Below are 20,154 nucleotides of genomic sequence, written 5' to 3'. Positions count from 1 at the left end.
GTCTGCGGAAGGCTCTTCGATCTGCCCGCAGTCTCGGCATCGTGGCTTATGTCGAATGCTCATGATTGTCGTCGCCGAGCGGCAGTGCCCGCAACGCCTTGCCCACTGCGGCCGGCGGCGTGCCGGTTTCCTCCGAAAAACGCATCAGCGTCGGCTCGTGGGCGAGGATGAACTGCAGCACGCCGGCCAGGAAACCCGGCTCGCCGGCCGCCCGGCGGATGGAATGGGCCTCGATGCCGGTGATCGCCAGGAAGCGGGGCAGAAGTTCCGGATCGGCGGCGACGAAGCCCAACGCCTTTACGGCAATGGTTTCGGCTTCCTCGCGCATTGACGCTGCGTTTGCCATCGCTACTTTTCCTTCGTGGGCGGAATCGTTCTGTTTTCGCAGTAGTGGCAAGTGTTTCCGGCAGCAAGCTCGCCGACCTGGAATCCGACCGCTTTTCCGGCGGCCGGTTTCCGTTTCGTCAATCATATTGCCGTATAGTGGGAACAGGTTTGGTGCGTGCCGACAAGGGGCGCATGACGGCACCCTTCGAGTGGAAGGCCAGCCGGGACGGGAAATCGATGCCTAAAAAGGTTATGATCGTCGAGGACAACGAGCTCAACATGAAGCTCTTTCGCGACCTGATCGAAGCGAGCGGCTACGAGACGGTGCGTACACGCAACGGCCTGGAAGCGCTGGATCTGGCGCGGCAGCACAGGCCGGACCTCATCCTGATGGACATCCAGCTGCCCGAAGTGTCCGGCCTCGAGGTGACCAAATGGTTGAAGGAGGACGATGATCTCCACGTCATCCCGGTCATCGCCGTCACCGCCTTCGCGATGAAGGGCGACGAGGAGCGCATTCGCCAGGGCGGCTGCGAGGCATATATTTCCAAGCCGATCTCGGTGCCGCGTTTCATCGAAACCATCAAATCCTACCTGGGCGATGCCTGATGTATCTTTCCAGCCGAGCCGGAGCTTTGTGAAATGACCGCGCGGATCCTCGTCGTCGACGACATCCCAGCAAATGTCAGGCTGCTGGAGGTTCGGCTGCTCGCCGAATATTTCGAGGTTCTGACCGCCACCAACGGGCCGGATGCGATCGAGATCTGCGAGAACGGCAAGGTCGACGTCGTGCTGCTCGACGTGATGATGCCCGATATGGACGGGTTCGAGGTTTGCCGGCGGCTGAAGGGTGACCCGGCGACATCGCACATCCCGGTCGTGATGATCACCGCGCTCGATCAGGTTTCGGACCGGGTGCGAGGCCTCGAGGCCGGCGCCGACGATTTTTTGACCAAGCCGGTCAACGATCTGCAGCTGATGACGCGCGTCAAGAGCCTGGTCAGGCTGAAGTCGCTGACCGACGAGCTGCGGCTGCGTGCCTCGACGACGCGCAATATCGGCATCGAGGAGCTTTTGAGCCGCAACTTCGCGGCCGACGATGCGGTGCCAAAGGTGCTGCTGGTCGACGAGCGCAAATCCTCCTTCGAGCGCATCCAGAAGATGCTGCGCGGCAGTGCCGATCTCGACGTCGCCACCGATCCGCATGCCGGTTTCTTTCAGGCTGCCGAGTTGCCCTACGAATGCGTGATGATTTCGACGGCCTTCGCCGATTTCGACCCGCTGAGGCTCTGCTCGCAATTGCGCTCGCTCGATCGCACCCGTTTCCTGCCAATCATCCTTCTGGCGGACGAGGGCGAGGAGGGGCGCATCATCCGCGGCCTCGAACTCGGCATCAACGACTATCTGATGCGGCCGATCGACCAGCAGGAGCTGACCGCGCGGCTGCGCACGCAGGTGCGCCGCAAGCGCTACAACGACCAGCTTCGCGCCAGCGTCACCCAGACCATCGAGATGGCGGTGACCGATGCCCTGACCGGCCTGCACAACCGCCGCTATCTCGACAGCCATCTGCAGACGCTGTTCGACCGCGCCGTGGCACGGCGCCGGCCGCTGTCGGTGATGATCACCGATCTGGACCGCTTCAAGACCATCAACGATACGCATGGCCATGACGGCGGCGACGACGTGCTGCGCGAATTCGCGCGGCGGCTGCGCAAGAATGTGCGCGGCATCGACCTGGCCTGCCGCTTCGGTGGCGAGGAGTTCGTGGTGGTGATGCCGGACACGGACGGCGCGGTAGCCGAAAAGGTAGCCGAGCGCATTCGCGCCGAAATCGCCCAACTGCCGTTTGCCGTTGGCAGCGAGGGCAAAGCGATCGAAGTCACCGTCAGCGTCGGCGTGTCGTCGGTGCTGAAAGGGGTGGATACGGTCGCTGCGCTGATGAAACGCGCCGACCTCGCGCTCTACGAGGCCAAGAGCGGCGGCCGCAATCGCGTCGTCGCCAAGGCGGCATAGCCCGGACACCAATTAGCCAGTCAACGCGACAAGGTTACGAATTTACCTTAATCCAAGCGATTTGCGAGGCTTGGTTAAGAAACTGTTGATTTTCATAAGTTGGTGCGCAAATGTGCAGCCCTTAGACGTAACCGGCACGAGGCTAGATCGCCGGTTCGACCCGAAGAATACCCCATGATGCTCAGGTCCGCCGCATCTCCTGGGTCCGTGGGGTCGGCCGGCCGGCGCTGGCACATAGTGGCCTCCTCGTACCGCTGCCAAACGCCGGCCGGCCCCCAATTTCAAAACACATCAGGACTCTGTGTCAGCATCCAGAAAATGCTGGCTTTTTGCCGTGACAGGTAGGCCGCCTTTTGATCAGCACGCTGGGGGCGGTACGCATGTGCCTGCAGCCGATTGACAGAGCCTGTCTTCTATGCAGAAATTGGTTGGACCATTGAGCCATTTTTGGTGACCCGTTGGCATGACCGAATTCGGCCTTTCGCCCATACAGGCAACTGCTCGCGACGACGCGGTGCTCAAGGCCCTGGCCGGCTTTGTGATGCGGGAAGCCCTCGGGCCCGGCCAGAGACTGCCGACCGAACGCATCCTTGCCGAGCGCCTCAAGGTGAGCCGCAACACCGTGCGCGAGGCGCTGACGCGCTGGGAAGGGCTCGGCCTGGTCGAGCGGCGGCAAGGCAGCGGCACTTATCTCAAGGGAGTGGTGTCGCTGGACATGCTGCACATGCCGCTGACGCTGGCCGGCGGCAATGATTTCACCAGCCTGATGCAGACGCTGGAAATCCGCCGCGCGCTGGAGGCGGAAGCAGCCGCCCTTTGCGCCGTTCGCGCCGGCCAGGCAAATCTCGTCGAGATCGGGCGCAAGCTCGACATTATGGAGCAGGCCTTCCACACGCGCGCCGGCATGTCGGCGGAGGAGGACTGGGAATTCCACCAGTCGATCTACCGCGCTTCCGGCAATCCGCTGTTCGAGCAGATCATCGCCGCCATGCACGAGCTGTTCCACCGTTTCTGGGAACATCCGCTCGGCGTGCGCGACTTCGGCCACGCCAGCTTCCCTTATCACCGCACCATCTTCGAACGCATCGCCGCGCACGATCCGGAGGGAGCCCGGGCCGAGGCGCTGAAGCTGATCGCCACCGTCGAGGACGATCTGAAACGCGGTGCGGCCAAACTCAAACTCTCAGGCCAGAAATGAACGACCATCCCGCCGGTTTCGAAAACGACTATCTCGCCGAGGCTGCGACGCTTCTCGCCCATGATGAGCCTTTTCCCGGCGGTGCGGTGGTCCCGCCGATCTACCAGACTTCGCTCTTCACCTTCGCCAATTATGCCGAGATGGCCGACACATTCGCCGGCAGGCGACGCCAGCCGATCTATTCGCGCGGTGACAACCCGACGGTGATGGAGTTCGAGGCGCGTGTCGCCGCCCTCGAAGGCGCGCAAGCCGCGCGCGGCTTTTCCAGCGGCATGGCAGCGATCAGCGCCACGGTGCTTGCTTTCGTCAGTGCCGGCGAGCGAATGGTCGTCGTGCGCAACTGCTACGGCGATGCCTACCGGCTGTTCGAACGGCTGTTGCCTCGGCTCAACATCAAGGTCGACTATGTCGACGGTTCCGATCCGGACGCGGTCGCCGCAGCACTTCCCGGCGCCAAGCTGCTCTACCTGGAAAGCCCGACGTCGATGATGTTCGAGCTCCAGGACATAACGCAGCTGGCACGGCTGGCCAAAGAGCAGGGCATCGTCACCTCGATCGACAATTCCTGGGCGACGCCAGTGTTCCAGAAGCCGATTTCACATGGCGTCGACCTGGTGCTGCATTCCGCCTCGAAATATCTTGGCGGCCACAGCGACACAGTCGCCGGCGTGGTGGCCGGTTCGGCTGCCCATATCCGACACATCAACGAGCAGACCTATTCCTATCTCGGCGGCAAGCTTTCGCCTTTCGAGGCGTGGCTGTTGCTGCGCGGGCTGCGCACATTACCGTTGCGGTTGCCGCATCACATGAAGAGCGGGCTGACCATCGCCGAGCGACTGAAGGCGCATGGCCATGTCGAGCGGGTCAACCACCCGGCCTATTCCAACCATCCAGGCAAGGCGACGCTTGCCGGCTATGCCGGGCTGTTCTCATTCGAAGTGACGGAAGACGTCGACATCCCGGCTTTCGTCGATGCGCTGAAACTCTTTCGCATCGGCGTCAGCTGGGGCGGCCATGAGAGCCTGGTCGTTCCGGCAAAGGCCTCGCTCGAGCAGACGCCGGGCCTGAATTCGATGGCGCGCTTCGGCGTCAGCCCGCGAACCATCCGCTTCAGTGTCGGATTGGAAAGTGTCGAAGACCTGTGGGCCGACGTTGCCCAGGCCTTCGACCGAGCAAAAAGATAAAAGGAGCCGTTCAAAATGGGAGTGCTGAACATGAAAAAACTGAGCATCCTTCTTGGTGCCGTCGCGGGTCTGGCGATTTCCGCCGGCAGCGTGCTGGCCGATTCCACCGTCAAGATGGTCGAGGTCATTACCAGCCCGCCGCGTACCGAATTCCTCAAGAAGCAGATCGCCGAGTTCGAGACGGCCAATCCGGGCGTCAAGGTCGAGCTCGTATCGCTGCCTTGGGGCCAGGCGTTCGAGAAGTTCCTCACCATGGTGCAGGCCGGCGACACGCCCGACATCGTCGAGATGCCGGAACGCTGGATGGGCCTCTACGCGACCAACGGCCAGCTCGAGGACCTCGGGCCATACATGGCCAAATGGGACGATGCCAAAACGCTGGGCGAGCGCGCCAAGCAGTTCGGCTCGACGGTCGACAACAAGCAGTACATGATCCCTTACGGCTATTACCTGAACGCGCTGTTCTGGAACAAGAAGCTGTTCAAGGAGGCCGGCCTGGACGGTCCGCCGTCGACGCTCGACGAATTCGTCGAGGACTCCAAGAAGATCTCGGCGATACCGGGCAAATACGGCTACTGCCTGCGCGGTGGCCCGGGCGCCTTCAACGGCATGCACATGTTCATGAACATTGCCGCTGGTAAGGGCGGCTATTTCAACGAGGACGGCACCTCGACCATCAACGAGGAAGGCTCGGTCAAGGGCCTGCAGATGCTCGCCGACATGTACAAGAATGGCCTGGCGCCGAAAGATGCGGTGAGCTGGGGTTTTAACGAGACCGTCACCGGCTTCTATAGTGGCACCTGCGCCATGCTGAACCAGGATCCCGACGCGCTGCTCGGCATCGCCGACAAGATGAGCGCCGACGACTTCGCCGTGGCGCCGATGCCGGTCGGGCCGAGCGGCAAATCCTATCCGACGCTCGGTTATGCCGGCTGGGCGATGTTCGCCAATTCCCAGCACAAGGACGATGCCTGGAAGCTGATGGCGACGCTGTTGTCGCCCAAGGACAATCTGGAATGGGCAAAGGAAGTCGGCGTCATTCCGATCCACAACGGCGCCGACCAGGACGCTCACTTCAGGACCGAGCAGTTCAAGGGCTGGTTCGAAGAACTGAACAACGGCGACAAATACGAGATGGTGACGCCGCCGACGCATCTGGAAAACCTCGGCAATTTCGTCGACCAGGTGGCGATCAAGAATTTTCAGGAAGTGCTGCTTGGCCAGAAGGCGGCCAAGGACGTGGCCGACGAATGGGCCAAGTTCCTGACCAAGGAACAGCAGGACTGGCTGGCCAAGAACAAGAAATAGCTTTTCTTCCTTCTCCCCGTTCACGGGGAGAAGGTGTCACAAAGTGACGGATGAGGGGCGGCGCCAACCCGTCGTGGCTCGTGCTGGCTCTCATCTGCCTGCCCGTCCTCCGCAGCAGCTGCGCTGCAGCTGCGGAGGGTGGACCGGCATCTTTTCCCGTAAACTGGGAGAAGGGCGCTGTCCTCGACGCTGCTTCAGGAGACAATCCAGCACCAATGACCTATGCCGTGTCCGAAATACGCTCCGCCGGCAGACCGCGAAAGAAGCGGCTATCCCATGCCGCGATCGAGCCCTGGCTCTATCTCAGCCCGGCTATCGTGCTGCTGGTCGTCGTGCTCCTGGTGCCGCTGGTCATCGGTATCGGCTACTCGTTCCGCAAGTTCTCGGCATTCAAATCCGAATATGTCGGGCTTGGGCAGTATCAGGCGATGCTGTCGGATCCCGTGCTCGCGCAGGCGCTCGTCAACACGCTGTGGTGGACGGCAGCCAGCCTGTTCTTCCAGTTCTTCCTCGGCCTTGGCCTGGCGCTGCTGCTCGACACGCCGTTCCGGGGCAGAAAGATCGTGCAGGCGGTGGTGTTCCTGCCCTGGGCGGTGCCGTCCTTCCTGTCAGGCCTGACCTGGGCCTGGCTGTTCAATCCGATCATCGGGCCGCTGCCCCACTGGCTCTATGCATTGGGGCTGAAAGCCGAGCCGACCAACGTGCTCTCCGATCCCTCGACAGCCATGTGGGGGCCGATCGTCGCCAATGTCTGGTTCGGCATTCCCTTTTTTGCCATCACGCTTTTGGCGGCGTTGAAGTCGATACCCTCGGAATTGCATGAGGCGGCGGCGATCGACGGCGCCTCGCCGTGGCAGCGCTTCACCAAGGTGACGCTGCCGTTCCTGGCGCTGACCATCGTCATCACCGTCATGCTGCGCACGATATGGATCGCCACCTTCGCCGACCTGATCTTCGTCATGACCGAAGGCGGGCCTGCCGGTTCGACCGCCACAGTGCCGGTCTATATCTATGTCAGCGCGTTCAAGTCGCTGGACAAGGGCTATGCCTCCGCGGTGGCGGTGCTGCTGCTTGCGCTGCTCATCGTCTATGCGATTGCACTGATCGGCATCCGCCGCTCGCTGGTGAGGCACGTCTGATGATTGCCGGACGCTCCGTCTCCTCGCGCGTTCTCGGCGGCATCGGCCTTTACGGCGCCATCGCCACCTATATGGCCTTTGCGCTGTTCCCGATCTTCTGGACGTTGAAGATCTCGGTCACGCCGGAGCGGCTGCTCTATTCCGAAGGCATCACTTTCTGGCCGTCGCAAACGACGCTGCAGAACTTCGTCACCGTGCTGGAAGCAACCGATTTCCCGCGCTATTTCCTGAACAGCGTTATCGTTTCGGTGTCGACGGCAGCCTTCGTAACGGTCATTGCCACGCTGGCCGGCTACGCCATGTCGCGATTTTCCTTCCGTGGCAAGGCGACCCTGGCCATCCTGCTTCTGCTCACCCAGACCTTCCCTCTGGTGATGGTCATTCCGCCGATCTACCGCATCATGGGGCAGATCGGTCTCATCAACAGCCTGACCGGGCTCGTCATCATCTACACCGCCTTCAATACGGCCTTTGCGACCTTCCTGATGCAATCCTTCTTCGACGGCATCCCGCGGGACCTGGAAGAGGCGGCGATGATCGACGGCTGCACGCGTCTGCAGGCGATGCGCAAGGTGATCGTGCCGCTGACGCTGCCCGGCATGGGCGCGACGCTCGGCTTCGTCTTTACCGCCGCCTGGAGTGAGTTGCTGTTTGCGCTGATGCTGATTTCCAGCGACGACCAGAAGACCTTCGCGGTCGGCCTGCTCACCTATATCGGCAAATTCGCGGTCGACTGGGGGCAGATGATGGCCGCTTCCATCCTGGCGCTGATCCCGGTCTGCATGTTCTTTGCCTTCCTGCAACGCTACCTCGTCACCGGCCTTACCGCTGGTGCCGTCAAGGGATAGATCGATGGCCTCCGTCACTCTCGACAAAGTCCGCAAAGACTATGGAGCCGTGCGCGTCCTGCACGCGGTCGATCTCGAAATCGCCGACGGCGAGTTCGTCGTCCTGGTTGGGCCATCCGGCTGCGGGAAATCGACCCTGCTGCGCATGATCGCCGGGCTGGAGGAGGTCTCCGACGGCGAAATCCATATTGGCGAGCGCCTGGTCAACGACATCGCGCCAAAGGACCGCGACATTGCCATGGTATTCCAGTCCTACGCGCTCTATCCGCATATGGACGTGTCGAAGAACATGGGTTTCAGCCTGATGCTGAGGAAGGCCGGCAAGCCGGCGATCGATGCAAGGGTGGACGGTGCCGCCAAGCGGCTCGGGCTCGATGCGCTTCTGCAACGCTTGCCGCGGCAATTGTCCGGCGGCCAGCGTCAGCGCGTCGCCATGGGCCGGGCCATCGTCCGCGACCCGAAAGTCTTTCTCTTCGACGAGCCGCTTTCGAACCTCGATGCCAAGCTGCGCGTCCATATGCGTGCCGAGATCAAGGCGCTGCACCAGCAATTGAAGACCACTTCGGTCTATGTCACCCATGACCAGATCGAAGCAATGACAATGGCCGACCGTATCGTCGTCATGCATGACGGCCTCGTCCAGCAAGTCGGTGCGCCGCTCGATCTGTATGACCGGCCGGTCAACATGTTCGTCGCCGGGTTCATCGGCTCGCCCGGCATGAATTTCCTGCCTGCCGTGGTTGAAAAGACCGCCAAGTCGGATGCCGTACTGGCCGACGGCCAGAAGCTGCGGCTGCCGGACGGGTTGCCGCTCAGGGATGGCGATGCGATCACCGTCGGCTTACGGCCGGAGCATATCCGGCTTGCCGACAATGGCGCGCTGAAAGGCGAGGTGGGCGTAGTGGAGCCGCTCGGCCTGTCGACTCAATTCTACACCAAGCTTGCCGGCCAGCAGGTGTGCGTCTTCGCCATGGGTCGGGCCAGTGTGAAACCGGGTGAGGCCGTGCGCCTGTCGGCCGACCCGGCGTCGCTGCATCTGTTCGATCCGGCAAGCGGTGATCGCATCGGCTAGTCCTGCATCCCCGAAACGAAAAACGCCGCCCGGAAGGCGGCGTTTCGGTACTGCGAGAGAAAACCGGATTACTTGATCTTGGTTTCCTTGAACTCGACGTGCTTCTTGGCGACCGGGTCGTATTTGCGGAACGACAGCTTGTCCGTCTTGGTGCGGCTGTTCTTGCTGGTCACGTAGAAGAAACCGGTGTCGGCGGTCGACAGAAGCTTGATCTTGATGTTTGCGGCTTTGGCCATGATGTTCGTCCGTTAATGTTCGTGGAGTTTTGGCCGCTGGAGCACGGGGAAACACCCGGACGCGGGAAACTTGCCGCGACACATAAAGAACGCGCCCGGAAAGTCAACCCTTGTCCAGGTTCAAGCGTCTTCCGTGACTGGCAGCGCCTTCTTCCAGTCTCCAGTCGTGTTCCACCAGCGGTTCGGGTTGGCGCGGTCGTCGAGACCCTTGGAGCGGCTGGCAAGCAGCGGCTGAATGCGGATCACCGGCTCCTGATAACTGTGAACCTGGTAAATCGCTTCGACGACGCGAGCGGCGAGCTTCTGGTCGTCGGGCAGTTCGAACGACACCTCGACAGTGCCCGGCCGCCTGCGCAATTCCGTCTCGGCGCCGGCGGCGGCACCTTCAAGCGGCCGGTAGCGTTCGATGCCGTCCGCTGACTGAAAGGCATTGCTGTCATATTTGCCCATTCTGAGCGGCGCGATCGCGACCACCGCCTCCATGATGCGGTCGACATCGGCGGCCGGTGCCTGAAAGGTCACCAGCAGCAGCAATTCCATCCGCAGCGATTTCGTCTCAAAGCCACTGTCGATCATCCGAGGTCTCCCTGCTTATGCACTTTGAGGGAGCATATACGCGAGCGCTCCTGACATGGTGGTGTCAGTAGTTAGTCAGCAGTGGGAGCAATGTCGGCAGCGGGCCCACTCAGAGGATTTTGCGGAGCAGCCTGGTGCCAACCAGCACGATATAGCAGGCGAAGAACAGGCCGAGCGCCCAACCGAAGCCCGACGGCCCGAAAGCATCCATGCCGATGCCGATTGCCTGCGGGCCAAGCACCATGCCGACACCGTAGCAAAGCACGAAGGCGGCGTTGGCGGAGGCCAGTTCGTGGCCGGAAAGCTGGGAACCGAGATGCGCCAGACCGATCGTGTACATGGCGGCGACCACGCCGCCCCAGACGAACAGAAGCGCTGCCATCAAGTGCCAATTCTGCGCGAAGAACGGCATAAAGACGGTGCCGACAAGCCCGACCGTGGCACAGGCCATCAGCAGATAGCGGCGGTCGCTGACGCGGTCGCTGATCATGCCGATCGGGATCTGCAACAGCACGTTGCCGAGCCCGATCATAGTGAGCAAAAGAGCTGCGTCGGCCTCGGAGTAGCCGATGCGGTTGCCGTAGACCGGGAACAGCGCAAAGCCGCCGGTCTCGACCGCACCGAACACCAGCACGGCCGCGGTCGCCGTCGGCACCAGCCAGATATAACGCAGGAAATTGCTGGTTTCGCCGTCGGCGACGATCGTCGGGCTCTCGTTGCGTGCTGCCAGAACCGGTATGGCAGCGAGCGTCACCAAAGCGATGGTGACGCCGAAGGGCAGGAAGCCGCTGCTGCCGAGATGAGCGAACAGCCATGGCCCGGCGGCAAAGCCGAGAGACAGCACGGTGGCATAGATGCCGAGGACCAGTCCGCGCCGGTGTGGCGGCGCCGAGGTGCTGATCCAGAATTCTGAGAGGATGAACAGCACCGTCAGCGCGACGTGCAGCAGGACGCGCAGCGGAAACCACATCCAGAAAGCTGGCGCGAAATGGAAACCGACAAAGGCCAGCGCCCCGGCGACGATCATGGCAAGCATCGTCCAGGCGACCCCGAACCGCATGGCAAGCGGGGTGGCGAGCGGCGCGCCGGCGATCGAGGCGAGGCCGGCGACCGCGGTATTGAGACCGATCATCGACGCCGAATGACCACGCGTTTCCAGGATGACGCTGAGCAGCGGCATGCCGAGGCCGATGGCGATGCCGACGACGCTGATCGAAGAGATCGCCGCGACCATCGGCAGCCAGTGTACGCGTTCCTCGCTCTGCGGCTGGGTATCGACTGTCATGGAATGCCTGGCTGCTCTAGAGAATTTCGCGGACGAAGCGATTGCGGACAAGCCGATAGAACGGCACGGGACCGCCGGGCCTCAGCAGCGGATCCTGGGCGAGCCGCGTTTCCAGCTCCTCCAGGACCGTGCGCGTGATGTCTGGAACGTCGGCTTGACTGGCCTTGGCCAGCGGCAGCCAAACGACGTCTTCCAACTCGTTGGTCGGACCGCCACCCGGCAGTTCCACGGCGACGTCGTCGCGCCATGCGGCGAGAAAGCGCGTATCGAAGCGGCGCACCCGGTTGGGCGGCGTGATGGCGCGTGCGACGAAGCGCAGCGCTTGCAGTGATGGAATAACACTGTGTTCGACAAAGCCCTGCCAGTCGCGCTTGGCGGTCGCGAAGGCGCCTTTTTGGCCAATCAGCAGCCCGGCCTCCTCATAGGTTTCGCGGATCGCCGACAAAGCAATGGCACGGGCGCGGGCAGCGCTGGTGCGGCCGATGCCCGCGGTCAATCTCGCTTCTTCGTCAGGGTGCAATGCAGTGGCTACGGGGATACGGCTGTCGGCCGGATCGGTGCGGCCACCGGGAAACACGAATTTTCCAGGCATGAAGGCGTGGCGGGCATGGCGACGGCCCATCAGCACCAGCAACTCACCGTCCTTGCGGTCGAGCAGGATCAGCGTCGCGGCGTCACGGGGGCGTATTGGCTGGCTGTCGAGCGCGATTGCGCTTCGCTCAACCTTGTCGACTTCCGCCTTGGTCATGCCGTCCATGCGCTCGACCTAGCGGAATCTTCTCTCATGCGAAAGTGGCGTCCAGCCATGCGGATTTGCGCCAGCCTCGGTTTCAAGCCTCGGGATGCGACTCGATCAGATCTTTTTCACCGCCAAAGCCGTGCATATAAAACGCCCATTGCAGTCCGATGACAGCGCCCTTGACCGGTTGCAGCAGGACGACGGCGAGAATCATGGTCAATGGCACCCAAATGGCAATGTGCTGCCAGGTCGACAGCGTCGAGGTCGCCTCGACACCCATGAAGGCGCCGAGCACGATATGGCCGACAATGACCACCACAAGATAGGCCGGCAGGTCGTCGGCGCGATGGTGGTGAAGTTCCTCGCCGCAGTGATCGCATTTGTCGACGGTCTTGACGAAGGCGCGAAACAGCTTTCCCTCGCCGCAATGCGGGCAGCGGCCGAGCATGCCGCGCTTCATTGCCGTCAATAGTGGCCGGGCGGTCCGGCCCGAGTGATGTTCGCCGCCGAAGGCCCGTTCTTCCACCTGCAGTTCTGTTGGCATTACCGTCTCCTGCCGCGCGTGCCTGGGCGCGATTGCGACGCCCGGGCGCGGCCTTTGGCCTTGTGGAACGACCGTTTGGAGCCGGGCAGCGGCTTTGGTTCGGTCAGCATCTCGAAACGCATCGCGCCGGCCATCGGCGCCACCTCGATCAGGCGAACCTCGACGCGGTCGGCAAGCTGATAGCCCTTGCCGGTGCGTTCTCCGAAAAGCGATCGGGCAGTTTCGTCGTATATATAGTAGTCGCCGCCCAGCGTTGAAACCGGAATGAAGCCATCCGCGCCGTACTGCGGCAATTGGACAAACAGTCCCGATTTGGTGACGCCCGAGATGCGGGCGTCGAAACGGTCGTCGATGCGCTCGGCGAGATAGGCGGCGATCAGCCGGTCGACCGTGTCTCTCTCGGCGGCCATCGCGCGGCGCTCGGTCGCCGAGATCAGTGCTGAGACCTCTTCCAGCCGTTCCGCCTCGTCCTGCGTCAGGCCGCCCGGACCAAGGCCGAGTGCGGCAATCAGCCCACGATGCACGATCAGGTCGGCATACCGGCGGATCGGCGAGGTGAAATGCGCGTAGCGCTTCAGGTTGAGGCCGAAATGGCCGATATTGGCAGGCGAATATTCGGCCTGGCTCTGCGAGCGCAGCACCACTTCGTTGACCAGTCCCTCATTGTCGGCGCCGCGCACGCGAGCGAGGATGCCGTTGAACTGGTTCGGCCGCATCTGCGCACCGCGCGCCAGCGACAGGCCGAGCGTCTGCAGGAATTCGCGCAGCGATTCCTGCTTGGCGAGCGAGGGCGCATCGTGGATGCGGTAGACCAGCGCCTGCCGCTTCGCCTCCAGCGTCTCGGCGGCGGCGACATTGGCCTGGATCATGAACTCTTCGATCAGCTTGTGCGCGTCGAGCCGCTCCGGCACGACGACCTTGTCGACGGTGCCGTCCTGCTTGAGCAGGATCTTGCGCTCCGGCAGATCGAGCTCGAGCGGCTGGCGCGTGTCGCGGCCGCGCTTCAGGATCGCGTAAGCGTCCCATAGCGGCCTCAGCACCGCATCGAGGATCGGGCCAGTCGTGTCGTCCGGTGCGCCGTCGATCGCCGCTTGCGCCTGCTGATACGCGAGTTTCGCCGCCGACTTCATCATGATGCGATGGAAGGAGTGCCTGAGTTTGTGGCCATCAGCCGAGAAAGTCATGCGCACCGCTATCGCCGGACGATCCTGGGCCTCGCGCAGCGAACAGAGGTCGTTCGAGATGCGCTCCGGCAGCATCGGCACGACACGATCGGGGAAATAGACCGAATTGCCGCGCTTCAGCGCTTCGCGGTCGAGCGCCGTGCCATAGCGCACATAGGCGGCGACATCGGCAATGGCGACGGTGACGATCACGCCGCCGGCGTTCGTCTCGTCGGTGTCGGGCATGGCGAACACCGCGTCGTCATGATCCTTGGCGTCGGCCGGATCGATGGTGAGCAGCGGCAGCTCGCGCCAATCCTCGCGGCCGGCAAGCGTCGCCGGCTTGACCGCCTCTGCCTCGGCGATGACGTCGGCGGGCAAAATATGCGGAATGTCGTGCGCGTGGATGGCGATCATCGAGACCGCCTTTTCGCTGGTCAAGGAGCCCAATACCGCCAGCACCTTGGCTCTCGGCAGCCCGTAACGGGAGGCCCGCGCCGGCTCGACCTCGACCAGGTCGCCATTCTTGGCGCCGTTCTGGAATTCCTTGTCGACGACCAGCTCCGGCTGGCGCCTTTCCACCGGCTCGATGCGGAACGTGCCGTCCTTCAGCACACGGAAAACGCCGAGAACCGCATCGGTGCGCTTCTCGAAGATCTTCATCACCCGGCCCGTATAGGCCGGGCCTGCCGGATCGTCGGTTGGAAAGGTCTTGGCCAAAACCCGGTCGCCGATGCCAGGCGTCGGGCCATTGCCGCCGCGCGACACGCGGATCGCTATGACCGGAGGTTCGCCATTGCCGATCGCTTCGGTCGGGTGCGCCAGCAGCACGCCGTCGGCGTCGCGGCTAAAGATGTCGAGCACCGCGACGTGGGGCAGGGCCCCGACGCGGGCAAGCCGCTTGCGCTCCTTGGTCAGCAGGCCTTCGTCCTGCAAATCGCGCAACATGTCCTTCAGCCAGATACGGTCTTCGCCGCGCAGCGCGAACGCCTTGGCGATGTCGCGTTTTCCGGCGCGGTCCGGATTTTCTGCGATGTAACGCAGTATCTCGTCACGCGAAGGCCGGTAATTGTCCCTGACCTTGGCACGGGTATCGGCGGTGCGCAGATCGCCGTGGCTTCTTCCGGAGACTTTGCGCGCCAACCCGTCCTATCCCTTTTTCCTGGCCGCCGGTTTTTTGGCCGCTGCCGCTTTCTTCACAGGCGCGGCCGCTTTGCGGAACGGCTTTCTGCCGCCATTGCCGCCCTTGGCTTCCTTTTCCGCAATCAGCGCCACCGCATCCTCGACCGTCACCGATTGCGGATCCTTGCCCTTCGGCAGCGTCGCGTTGACCTTGCCGAAATTCACATAAGGCCCGTATTTGCCGTCACGCACGACGATCTTGCCGCCGCCGGCAGGATGCTCGCCAAGCTCCTTCAGAGCAGCGGGCGTGCCCCCATTGCGGCCGCCCTTGCCTTTCAATTGCTTCTCGGCGATCACCGAGACGGCGCGATTGAGGCCGATCGAGAACACGTCCTCGATGCTGTCGAGATTGGCGTAGGTGCCGTCATGCAGCACGAACGGCCCGTAGCGCCCCAGCCCGGCCGAAATCATCTTGCCGGATTCCGGATGCTTGCCGACGTCGCGCGGCAGCGACAGCAGGGCGAGCGCCTTTTCGTGATCGATCGAATCGACAGTCCAGCCCTTGGGCAGGCTGGAGCGCTTGGCATCCTTGCCGTCGCCGCGCTGGATATAGGGGCCGAACCGGCCATTGCGCAGCGTGATCTCCTCGGCGGTATAGGGATCCTTGCCGAGCACCTTGGTGCCGTCTTCGCCGCTGCCGTTCTCGCCATTGGGATTGGCTGCGTCGCCGAGCTGGCGGGTGAAGGAGCATTCGGGATAGTTCGAGCAGCCGACGAAGGCGCCGAATTTGCCGAGCTTGAGCGACAGGTTGCCGGTGCCGCATTTCGGACATATGCGGGGGTTGGAGCCATCCTCGCGCGTGGGAAACACCAGCGGCGCCAGTTCCTCGTTCAACGCATCGAGGACGTCGGTGACGCGCAACTCCTTGATGTCGGCGACGGCGCCGGAAAAATCCTTCCAGAAATCGCGCAGCACATCCTTCCAGGCTAGCTTGCCGTCGGAGATTTCGTCGAGTTTCTCCTCGAGCGAAGCGGTGAAGTCGTACTCGACATAACGCTCGAAGAAGCTTTCGAGGAAAGCCGACAATAGCCGGCCCTTGGCCTGCGGCACCAGCTTGCGCTTGTCGATGGTGACGTAATCGCGATCCTCGAGCGTCTTCAGGATCGCCGTATAGGTCGACGGCCGGCCAATGCCCAGTTCTTCCAGCTTCTTGATCAGCGACGCCTCGGAATAGCGCGGCGGAGGCTCAGTGGTGTGCTGGGTGGCGTTGATCGCCTCGCGGGTGAGCTGCTCGCCGGCACGGATCTCGGGCAGGCGGCGGCTTTCCTCGTCTTCCGAATCTTCTTCCTTCTGCTCGATGTAAGCGGCTAGGAAGCCGTCGAAGCGAATGACCGAGCCGACAGCACGAAGCTCGGCGGTACGCGAACCGTTGATCGCCTCAATCTCGACCGTGGTGCGCTCGATCTCGGCCGGCTGCATCTGGCTGGCGATGGCGCGTTTCCAGATCATCTCGTAAAGCCGCGCCTGGTCGGCGTCGAGATACTGCCTGACGGAAGCCGGCGTGCGCATGAAATCGGTCGGACGGATCGCTTCGTGCGCCTCCTGGGCATTCTTGGCCTTGGCGGAATAGACGCGCGGCTTTTCAGGCAGGTATTTAGGGCCGAATTCCTTGGCAATCGCATCGCGTGCGGCAGAGATCGCCTCCGGCGCCATCTGCACGCCGTCGGTTCGCATATAGGTGATCAGGCCGGTGGTCTCGCCGCCGATCTCCATGCCCTCATAAAGCCGCTGCGCCACCTGCATGGTGCGGTTGGCCGAAAAGCCGAGACCCGATGAGGCTGCCTGCTGCAGCGTCGAGGTGGTGAAGGGCGGGCCGGGATTGCGCCTGGTCGGCTTGGCTTCGACCGACACTGCCTTGAAGCTGGCGCCTTCGAGCATCGCTTTGATGTCGTCGGCCTGCGCCTTGTTGGAAATGTCGAGCTTTTGCAGCTTCTTGCGCTCGAAGGCGGTCAGCCGCGCCTCGAAATTTTCCTTGCGCGGCGTGCCGAGGATGGCGGCGACCTGCCAGTATTCCTCGCGAATGAAGCGCTCGATCTCGGATTCGCGGTCGCAGACCAGACGCAGTGCCACCGACTGGACGCGGCCGGCCGAGCGGGCGCCGGGCAGCTTGCGCCACAGCACCGGCGACAGCGTGAAGCCGACCAGATAGTCGAGCGCGCGGCGGGCGAGATAGGCATCGACCAGCGGCGCATCGATCTGGCGCGGATTGGCCATCGCCTCCAGCACCGACGCCTTGGTGATGGCATTGAAGACGACGCGGCTGACCGGCTTGTCCTTCAACGCGCGCTTCTGTTTCAGCACTTCCAGGACATGCCAGGAGATCGCTTCGCCCTCACGGTCCGGATCGGTGGCGAGGATCAGCCCGTCGGCGTCCTTGACTGCCTTGGCGATATCGGCGAGACGCTTTCCAGACGCGGTGTCGACGGCCCAGGACATGGCAAAGTCCTCATCCGGGCGCACCGAGCCATCCTTGGCCGGTAGATCGCGGACATGGCCGAACGAGGCCAGAACCTTGTAGTTCTTGCCCAGGTACTTGTTAATTGTCTTCGCCTTGGCCGGCGATTCGACGACGACGACGTCCATACGGTCTCATATCAGTTGTGATGCGGCAGAAGAATTCCGCTGCGCGCGACGAAATCTCATTCAATGTGTCGCTCACATGGCCGCGCTTTTGCATCCGGTCAAGGCCAAGCAGTCAAAATGCGGCCCTGCACCGAATGCGCAACCCAACGGCGCGCCTTGCGATTTCCGCAATCCTGGACAAGGGAAATGGGCAGCCTATCGCTGGACAAACCCGGCAATTGATCCTGGAGAACGGGACAAACTCTCCCGCGGATATAAGAGAAACATCGAGCACGCGCCAGCCCTGCTTGAACAGACGCTGTGAACTGCGCAATATGCAGCCCGGCATTTGCTCAGACAGTCGCACGGAATTGCTGTGCTGAAAAGCTGGCCGCCGGGGTGGTTGGGTCAACGTCCCGGCGACCAGCCGTATTACCGCCTGTTACAGCGGGTCAGAGGCTCAAGGCTCAGTCGGCTTTGGCGATATGCCAGACGCCGCCGACGCCCTCGCCGGTGACATCGCCGGCCTTCTTGTCCTTGATGAACGTGTAGAGCGGCTTGCCTTCATAGGCCCACATCCTGGTGCCGTCGGTGCGGTCGACGATCGTCCATTCGCCCTCGGCCTTGGCGTTGGCGTCAGCTTTCAGTGGCGGCCAATTGGCGGCGCATTTGTCGTAGCAATTCGACTTGCCGGCCTCGTCCTTGTCATAGGTGTAGAGCGTCATGCCGCCGGCGTCGGTGTAGATCTTGGTGCCGCCGACTTCTGCTTCCTTCCACGCCTCGGCGGCGTAGGACACGACGGTGCCGAGCAAAAGCGCGGCCATGCCGATTGCGATCGTTTTCATGGACTTCTCCTTGGATGATTCGAAAAAGCGCGCGGAACAACGCGCTTCGTTTGATCAACGCTGCCTGGCGGCCCTTTCTTCCCGGGCTGTTTTCCATAGATCCAGGCGAGGGCGACGACTTGCTGGGGCCACGCGATGGTGATTGGCGGATGGCCGTTGTCGCGGCTATATGGCTGCGCAGTCATCGGGAGACGGAAATGGCATTGGACGTCGGCTATGTCAGCGCGATCGGGGCGGGAGCGATTTCGTTCCTGTCACCTTGCGTGCTGCCGTTGGTACCGCCCTATCTGTGCTACATGGCCGGCGTGTCGGTCGACGATTTCCGCGGCGAAGCCGGCATTGCGGCAAAGGCTGGCGCGCGAGGCGCGCTGGTTAATTCCTCCATCGCCTTCGTGCTCGGCTTCTCGACCGTCTTCGTCGCGCTGGGCGCCGGCGCCTCCACTATCGGCCATCTGCTACGGGTCTGGCAGGAGCCGCTGGCAATGGCGGCCGGAGTGCTGATCATCCTGATGGGGCTGAATTTCCTCGGCGTATTGCGCATCCCTTTGCTTTCACGCGAGGCGCGCTTCCAGTCACAAGGCAAGCCGGCCAGCCTGATCGCCGCTTACGTCATGGGCTTGGCCTTTGCCTTTGGCTGGACGCCCTGCATCGGCCCGGTGCTGGGGCCGATCCTGACGCTTGCCGGCGGCCGCGAGACGGTGGGCGAGGGCGCGCTGCTGCTTGCCGCCTACTCGCTCGGCCTCGGCATACCGTTCCTGGTCGCGGCGCTGTTTTCCGGCGCCTTCATGCGCTTTCTCGGGAAATTCCGCGTCCATCTCGGCCGCGTCGAAAAAGCCATTGGCGCGCTGCTGGTCGTGGCCGGCGTGTTTTTCCTGACCGGCGGCGTGCAGGCGGCGTCCTATTGGTTGCTCGAGAATTTTCCGGTGCTGGGGCAATTGGGATAGGTTTGCCGCCCGGCCGAGGCGCGAGGCCGTAACTGCGGCACAAGGTACCACAGCTACGTGGTCCGTTCAGCCTCCGAAATAGCTTGGCTGGTCGATATCGACGATGAGCCCGGGTCCGCTCGGCGCCCAGCCCAGCAGCGCGCGGGTTCGCTCGCTTGAAGTCGGGACATCCATCGCCGCGAACATCGTGAACCAGCCAAAATGATCGCCGGCCTCTTCGGCGGACTTGGCGACGACCGGCACGTTCAGGCGCCGGCCGATCACGCCAGCGATGTCCTTGAACGGCACGCCTTCTTCGGCGATCGCGTGATAGCGCCCGCCACCGGCGCCATGCTCGAGCGCAAGCCGGTAGATGCGGGCGGCATCGAACCGATGCACGGCGGGCCAGCGATTGAGCCCTTCGCCGACATAGGCCGACACGCCCTTCTTGCGAGCAAGGTCGATGAGGATCGGAACAAAGGCGTGGTCGCCCTGGCCATGGACCGACGGCGGAAGGCGGACAACCGACGCGCACACCCCGCGTGCCGCCAGCGCGGCGGCTGTCGCTTCGGAGGCGCGGGGATACGAAGCGGAAGCGGGGACAGGCGCATCTTCCTCCGTCGCGATACGGCCCCGCGCCTGGAGCGCGGTTCCGGAGGTGACGAGCAGGGGGCGCTCGGAGCCTTCGAGTGCACCGCCCATCGCCTCGATGGCGCGCCGGTCCATTTCGCAGTTTTGCGCGAACTTCGAAAAGTCATGGTTGAACCCGGTGTGGATCACCGCATCGGCGGCTGCCGCACCCCTGCGCAGGTTCTCCAGGTCTTCGAGGTCGCCTCGATGCACCTCGGCTCCAGTCGCGGCAAGCGACTTGGCCGACGCCTCCGAGCGGGCGAGGCCGAGCACCTGATGGCCGGCACCGATGAGTTCTTGAACGACGGCAGAACCGACGAATCCGGTCGCTCCGGTAAGGAAAACACGCATCACGACTTCTCCTTGTTCATTTCTGA

At 62.9% G+C, this 20,154-nt stretch carries 20 protein-coding genes; 10 read left to right on the top strand and 10 right to left on the bottom strand.

Annotated elements, in window-relative coordinates; genetic code table 11:
* Positions 1–46: 46 nt before the first annotated feature.
* Positions 47–346 (bottom strand): DUF3572 domain-containing protein, encoded by a 300-nt coding sequence (locus NKI01_RS01080; protein ID WP_023720115.1) that lies wholly within the window; start codon positions 344–346, stop codon positions 47–49.
* A 173-nt stretch (positions 347–519) separates the two neighbouring features.
* Between NKI01_RS01080 and NKI01_RS01075 the strand changes: the two genes are divergently transcribed.
* From NKI01_RS01075 to NKI01_RS01040, 8 genes are all read left to right on the top strand, one after another.
* Entirely contained in the window at positions 520–936 is a 417-nt protein-coding gene (locus NKI01_RS01075; protein WP_348625950.1) for a response regulator, read from the top strand.
* Between the two features lie 33 nt (positions 937–969).
* Positions 970–2,343, top strand: coding sequence for a PleD family two-component system response regulator (locus NKI01_RS01070; RefSeq protein WP_023720114.1), 1,374 nt, complete (start codon positions 970–972; stop codon positions 2,341–2,343).
* Between the two features lie 463 nt (positions 2,344–2,806).
* Complete coding sequence (locus NKI01_RS01065) at positions 2,807–3,541, top strand: FadR/GntR family transcriptional regulator (RefSeq protein WP_352908349.1); 735 nt, start codon at positions 2,807–2,809, stop codon at positions 3,539–3,541.
* Entirely contained in the window at positions 3,538–4,725 is a 1,188-nt protein-coding gene (locus NKI01_RS01060) for a PLP-dependent transferase (RefSeq protein ID WP_352844184.1), read from the top strand. The genes NKI01_RS01065 and NKI01_RS01060 overlap by 4 nt, the downstream gene beginning before the upstream one ends.
* A gap of 30 nt (positions 4,726–4,755) precedes the next feature.
* Positions 4,756–6,033, top strand: a complete 1,278-nt coding sequence (locus tag NKI01_RS01055) for an ABC transporter substrate-binding protein (protein ID WP_352844182.1) — start codon at positions 4,756–4,758, stop codon at positions 6,031–6,033.
* Between the two features lie 215 nt (positions 6,034–6,248).
* The gene (locus NKI01_RS01050; RefSeq protein WP_352961573.1) at positions 6,249–7,172 is read left to right on the top strand and encodes a carbohydrate ABC transporter permease; all 924 of its coding nucleotides are present in this window, start codon (positions 6,249–6,251) and stop codon (positions 7,170–7,172) included.
* Positions 7,172–8,020 (top strand): carbohydrate ABC transporter permease, encoded by an 849-nt coding sequence (locus NKI01_RS01045; protein WP_352789182.1) that lies wholly within the window; start codon positions 7,172–7,174, stop codon positions 8,018–8,020. The genes NKI01_RS01050 and NKI01_RS01045 overlap by 1 nt, the downstream gene beginning before the upstream one ends.
* A 4-nt stretch (positions 8,021–8,024) precedes the next feature.
* The gene (locus NKI01_RS01040) at positions 8,025–9,092 is read left to right on the top strand and encodes an ABC transporter ATP-binding protein (RefSeq protein ID WP_352587004.1); all 1,068 of its coding nucleotides are present in this window, start codon (positions 8,025–8,027) and stop codon (positions 9,090–9,092) included.
* A 68-nt stretch (positions 9,093–9,160) separates the two neighbouring features.
* Here NKI01_RS01040 and rpmG read toward each other — a convergent pair whose 3' ends face one another.
* The 7 genes from rpmG to topA form a co-directional block, all read right to left on the bottom strand.
* Positions 9,161–9,328, bottom strand: coding sequence for a 50S ribosomal protein L33 (gene rpmG, locus NKI01_RS01035; protein WP_006201775.1), 168 nt, complete (start codon positions 9,326–9,328; stop codon positions 9,161–9,163).
* A gap of 120 nt (positions 9,329–9,448) precedes the next feature.
* A complete protein-coding gene (locus tag NKI01_RS01030) occupies positions 9,449–9,904 on the bottom strand; it encodes a YqfO family protein (RefSeq protein ID WP_023720107.1) in 456 nt (151 codons plus the stop codon).
* A 109-nt stretch (positions 9,905–10,013) separates the two neighbouring features.
* The gene (locus tag NKI01_RS01025; protein ID WP_023720106.1) at positions 10,014–11,189 is read right to left on the bottom strand and encodes an MFS transporter; all 1,176 of its coding nucleotides are present in this window, start codon (positions 11,187–11,189) and stop codon (positions 10,014–10,016) included.
* 16 nt (positions 11,190–11,205) lie between these two features.
* A complete protein-coding gene (locus NKI01_RS01020) occupies positions 11,206–11,946 on the bottom strand; it encodes an NUDIX hydrolase (protein WP_023720105.1) in 741 nt (246 codons plus the stop codon).
* Between the two features lie 73 nt (positions 11,947–12,019).
* Positions 12,020–12,472: a DUF983 domain-containing protein gene (locus NKI01_RS01015; protein WP_352961570.1), complete on the bottom strand. Its 453-nt coding sequence runs from the start codon at positions 12,470–12,472 to the stop codon at positions 12,020–12,022.
* Complete coding sequence (rnr, locus tag NKI01_RS01010; protein ID WP_502899416.1) at positions 12,472–14,778, bottom strand: ribonuclease R; 2,307 nt, start codon at positions 14,776–14,778, stop codon at positions 12,472–12,474. The genes NKI01_RS01015 and rnr overlap by 1 nt, the downstream gene beginning before the upstream one ends.
* Before the next feature lie 6 nt (positions 14,779–14,784).
* Positions 14,785–17,400 carry a type I DNA topoisomerase gene (gene topA, locus NKI01_RS01005; RefSeq protein WP_352642684.1) on the bottom strand — a complete coding sequence of 872 codons (2,616 nt, stop codon included), beginning with the start codon at positions 17,398–17,400 and terminating at the stop codon, positions 14,785–14,787.
* Between the two features lie 76 nt (positions 17,401–17,476).
* On the opposite strand from topA, the gene NKI01_RS01000 reads away from it, so the two are divergent.
* A complete protein-coding gene (locus NKI01_RS01000; RefSeq protein WP_023720101.1) occupies positions 17,477–17,704 on the top strand; it encodes a hypothetical protein in 228 nt (75 codons plus the stop codon).
* Between the two features lie 142 nt (positions 17,705–17,846).
* On the opposite strand, the gene NKI01_RS00995 is transcribed toward NKI01_RS01000, so the two are convergent.
* Positions 17,847–18,224: a COG4315 family predicted lipoprotein gene (locus tag NKI01_RS00995; protein ID WP_352482202.1), complete on the bottom strand. Its 378-nt coding sequence runs from the start codon at positions 18,222–18,224 to the stop codon at positions 17,847–17,849.
* A 197-nt stretch (positions 18,225–18,421) separates the two neighbouring features.
* Here NKI01_RS00995 and NKI01_RS00990 point away from each other — a divergent pair, with 197 nt between their 5' ends.
* Positions 18,422–19,168 (top strand): cytochrome c biogenesis CcdA family protein, encoded by a 747-nt coding sequence (locus NKI01_RS00990; RefSeq protein ID WP_023720100.1) that lies wholly within the window; start codon positions 18,422–18,424, stop codon positions 19,166–19,168.
* Between the two features lie 66 nt (positions 19,169–19,234).
* On the opposite strand, the gene NKI01_RS00985 is transcribed toward NKI01_RS00990, so the two are convergent.
* Entirely contained in the window at positions 19,235–20,128 is an 894-nt protein-coding gene (locus tag NKI01_RS00985; protein ID WP_023720099.1) for an SDR family oxidoreductase, read from the bottom strand.
* Between the last annotated feature and the right edge of the window lie 26 nt (positions 20,129–20,154).

Origin of the sequence: Mesorhizobium sp. M0815 (assembly GCF_040319995.1) — a bacterium.
Classification (GTDB): Bacteria; Pseudomonadota; Alphaproteobacteria; order Rhizobiales; family Rhizobiaceae; genus Mesorhizobium.
This window is presented reverse-complemented; position numbering and strand designations above follow the sequence as displayed.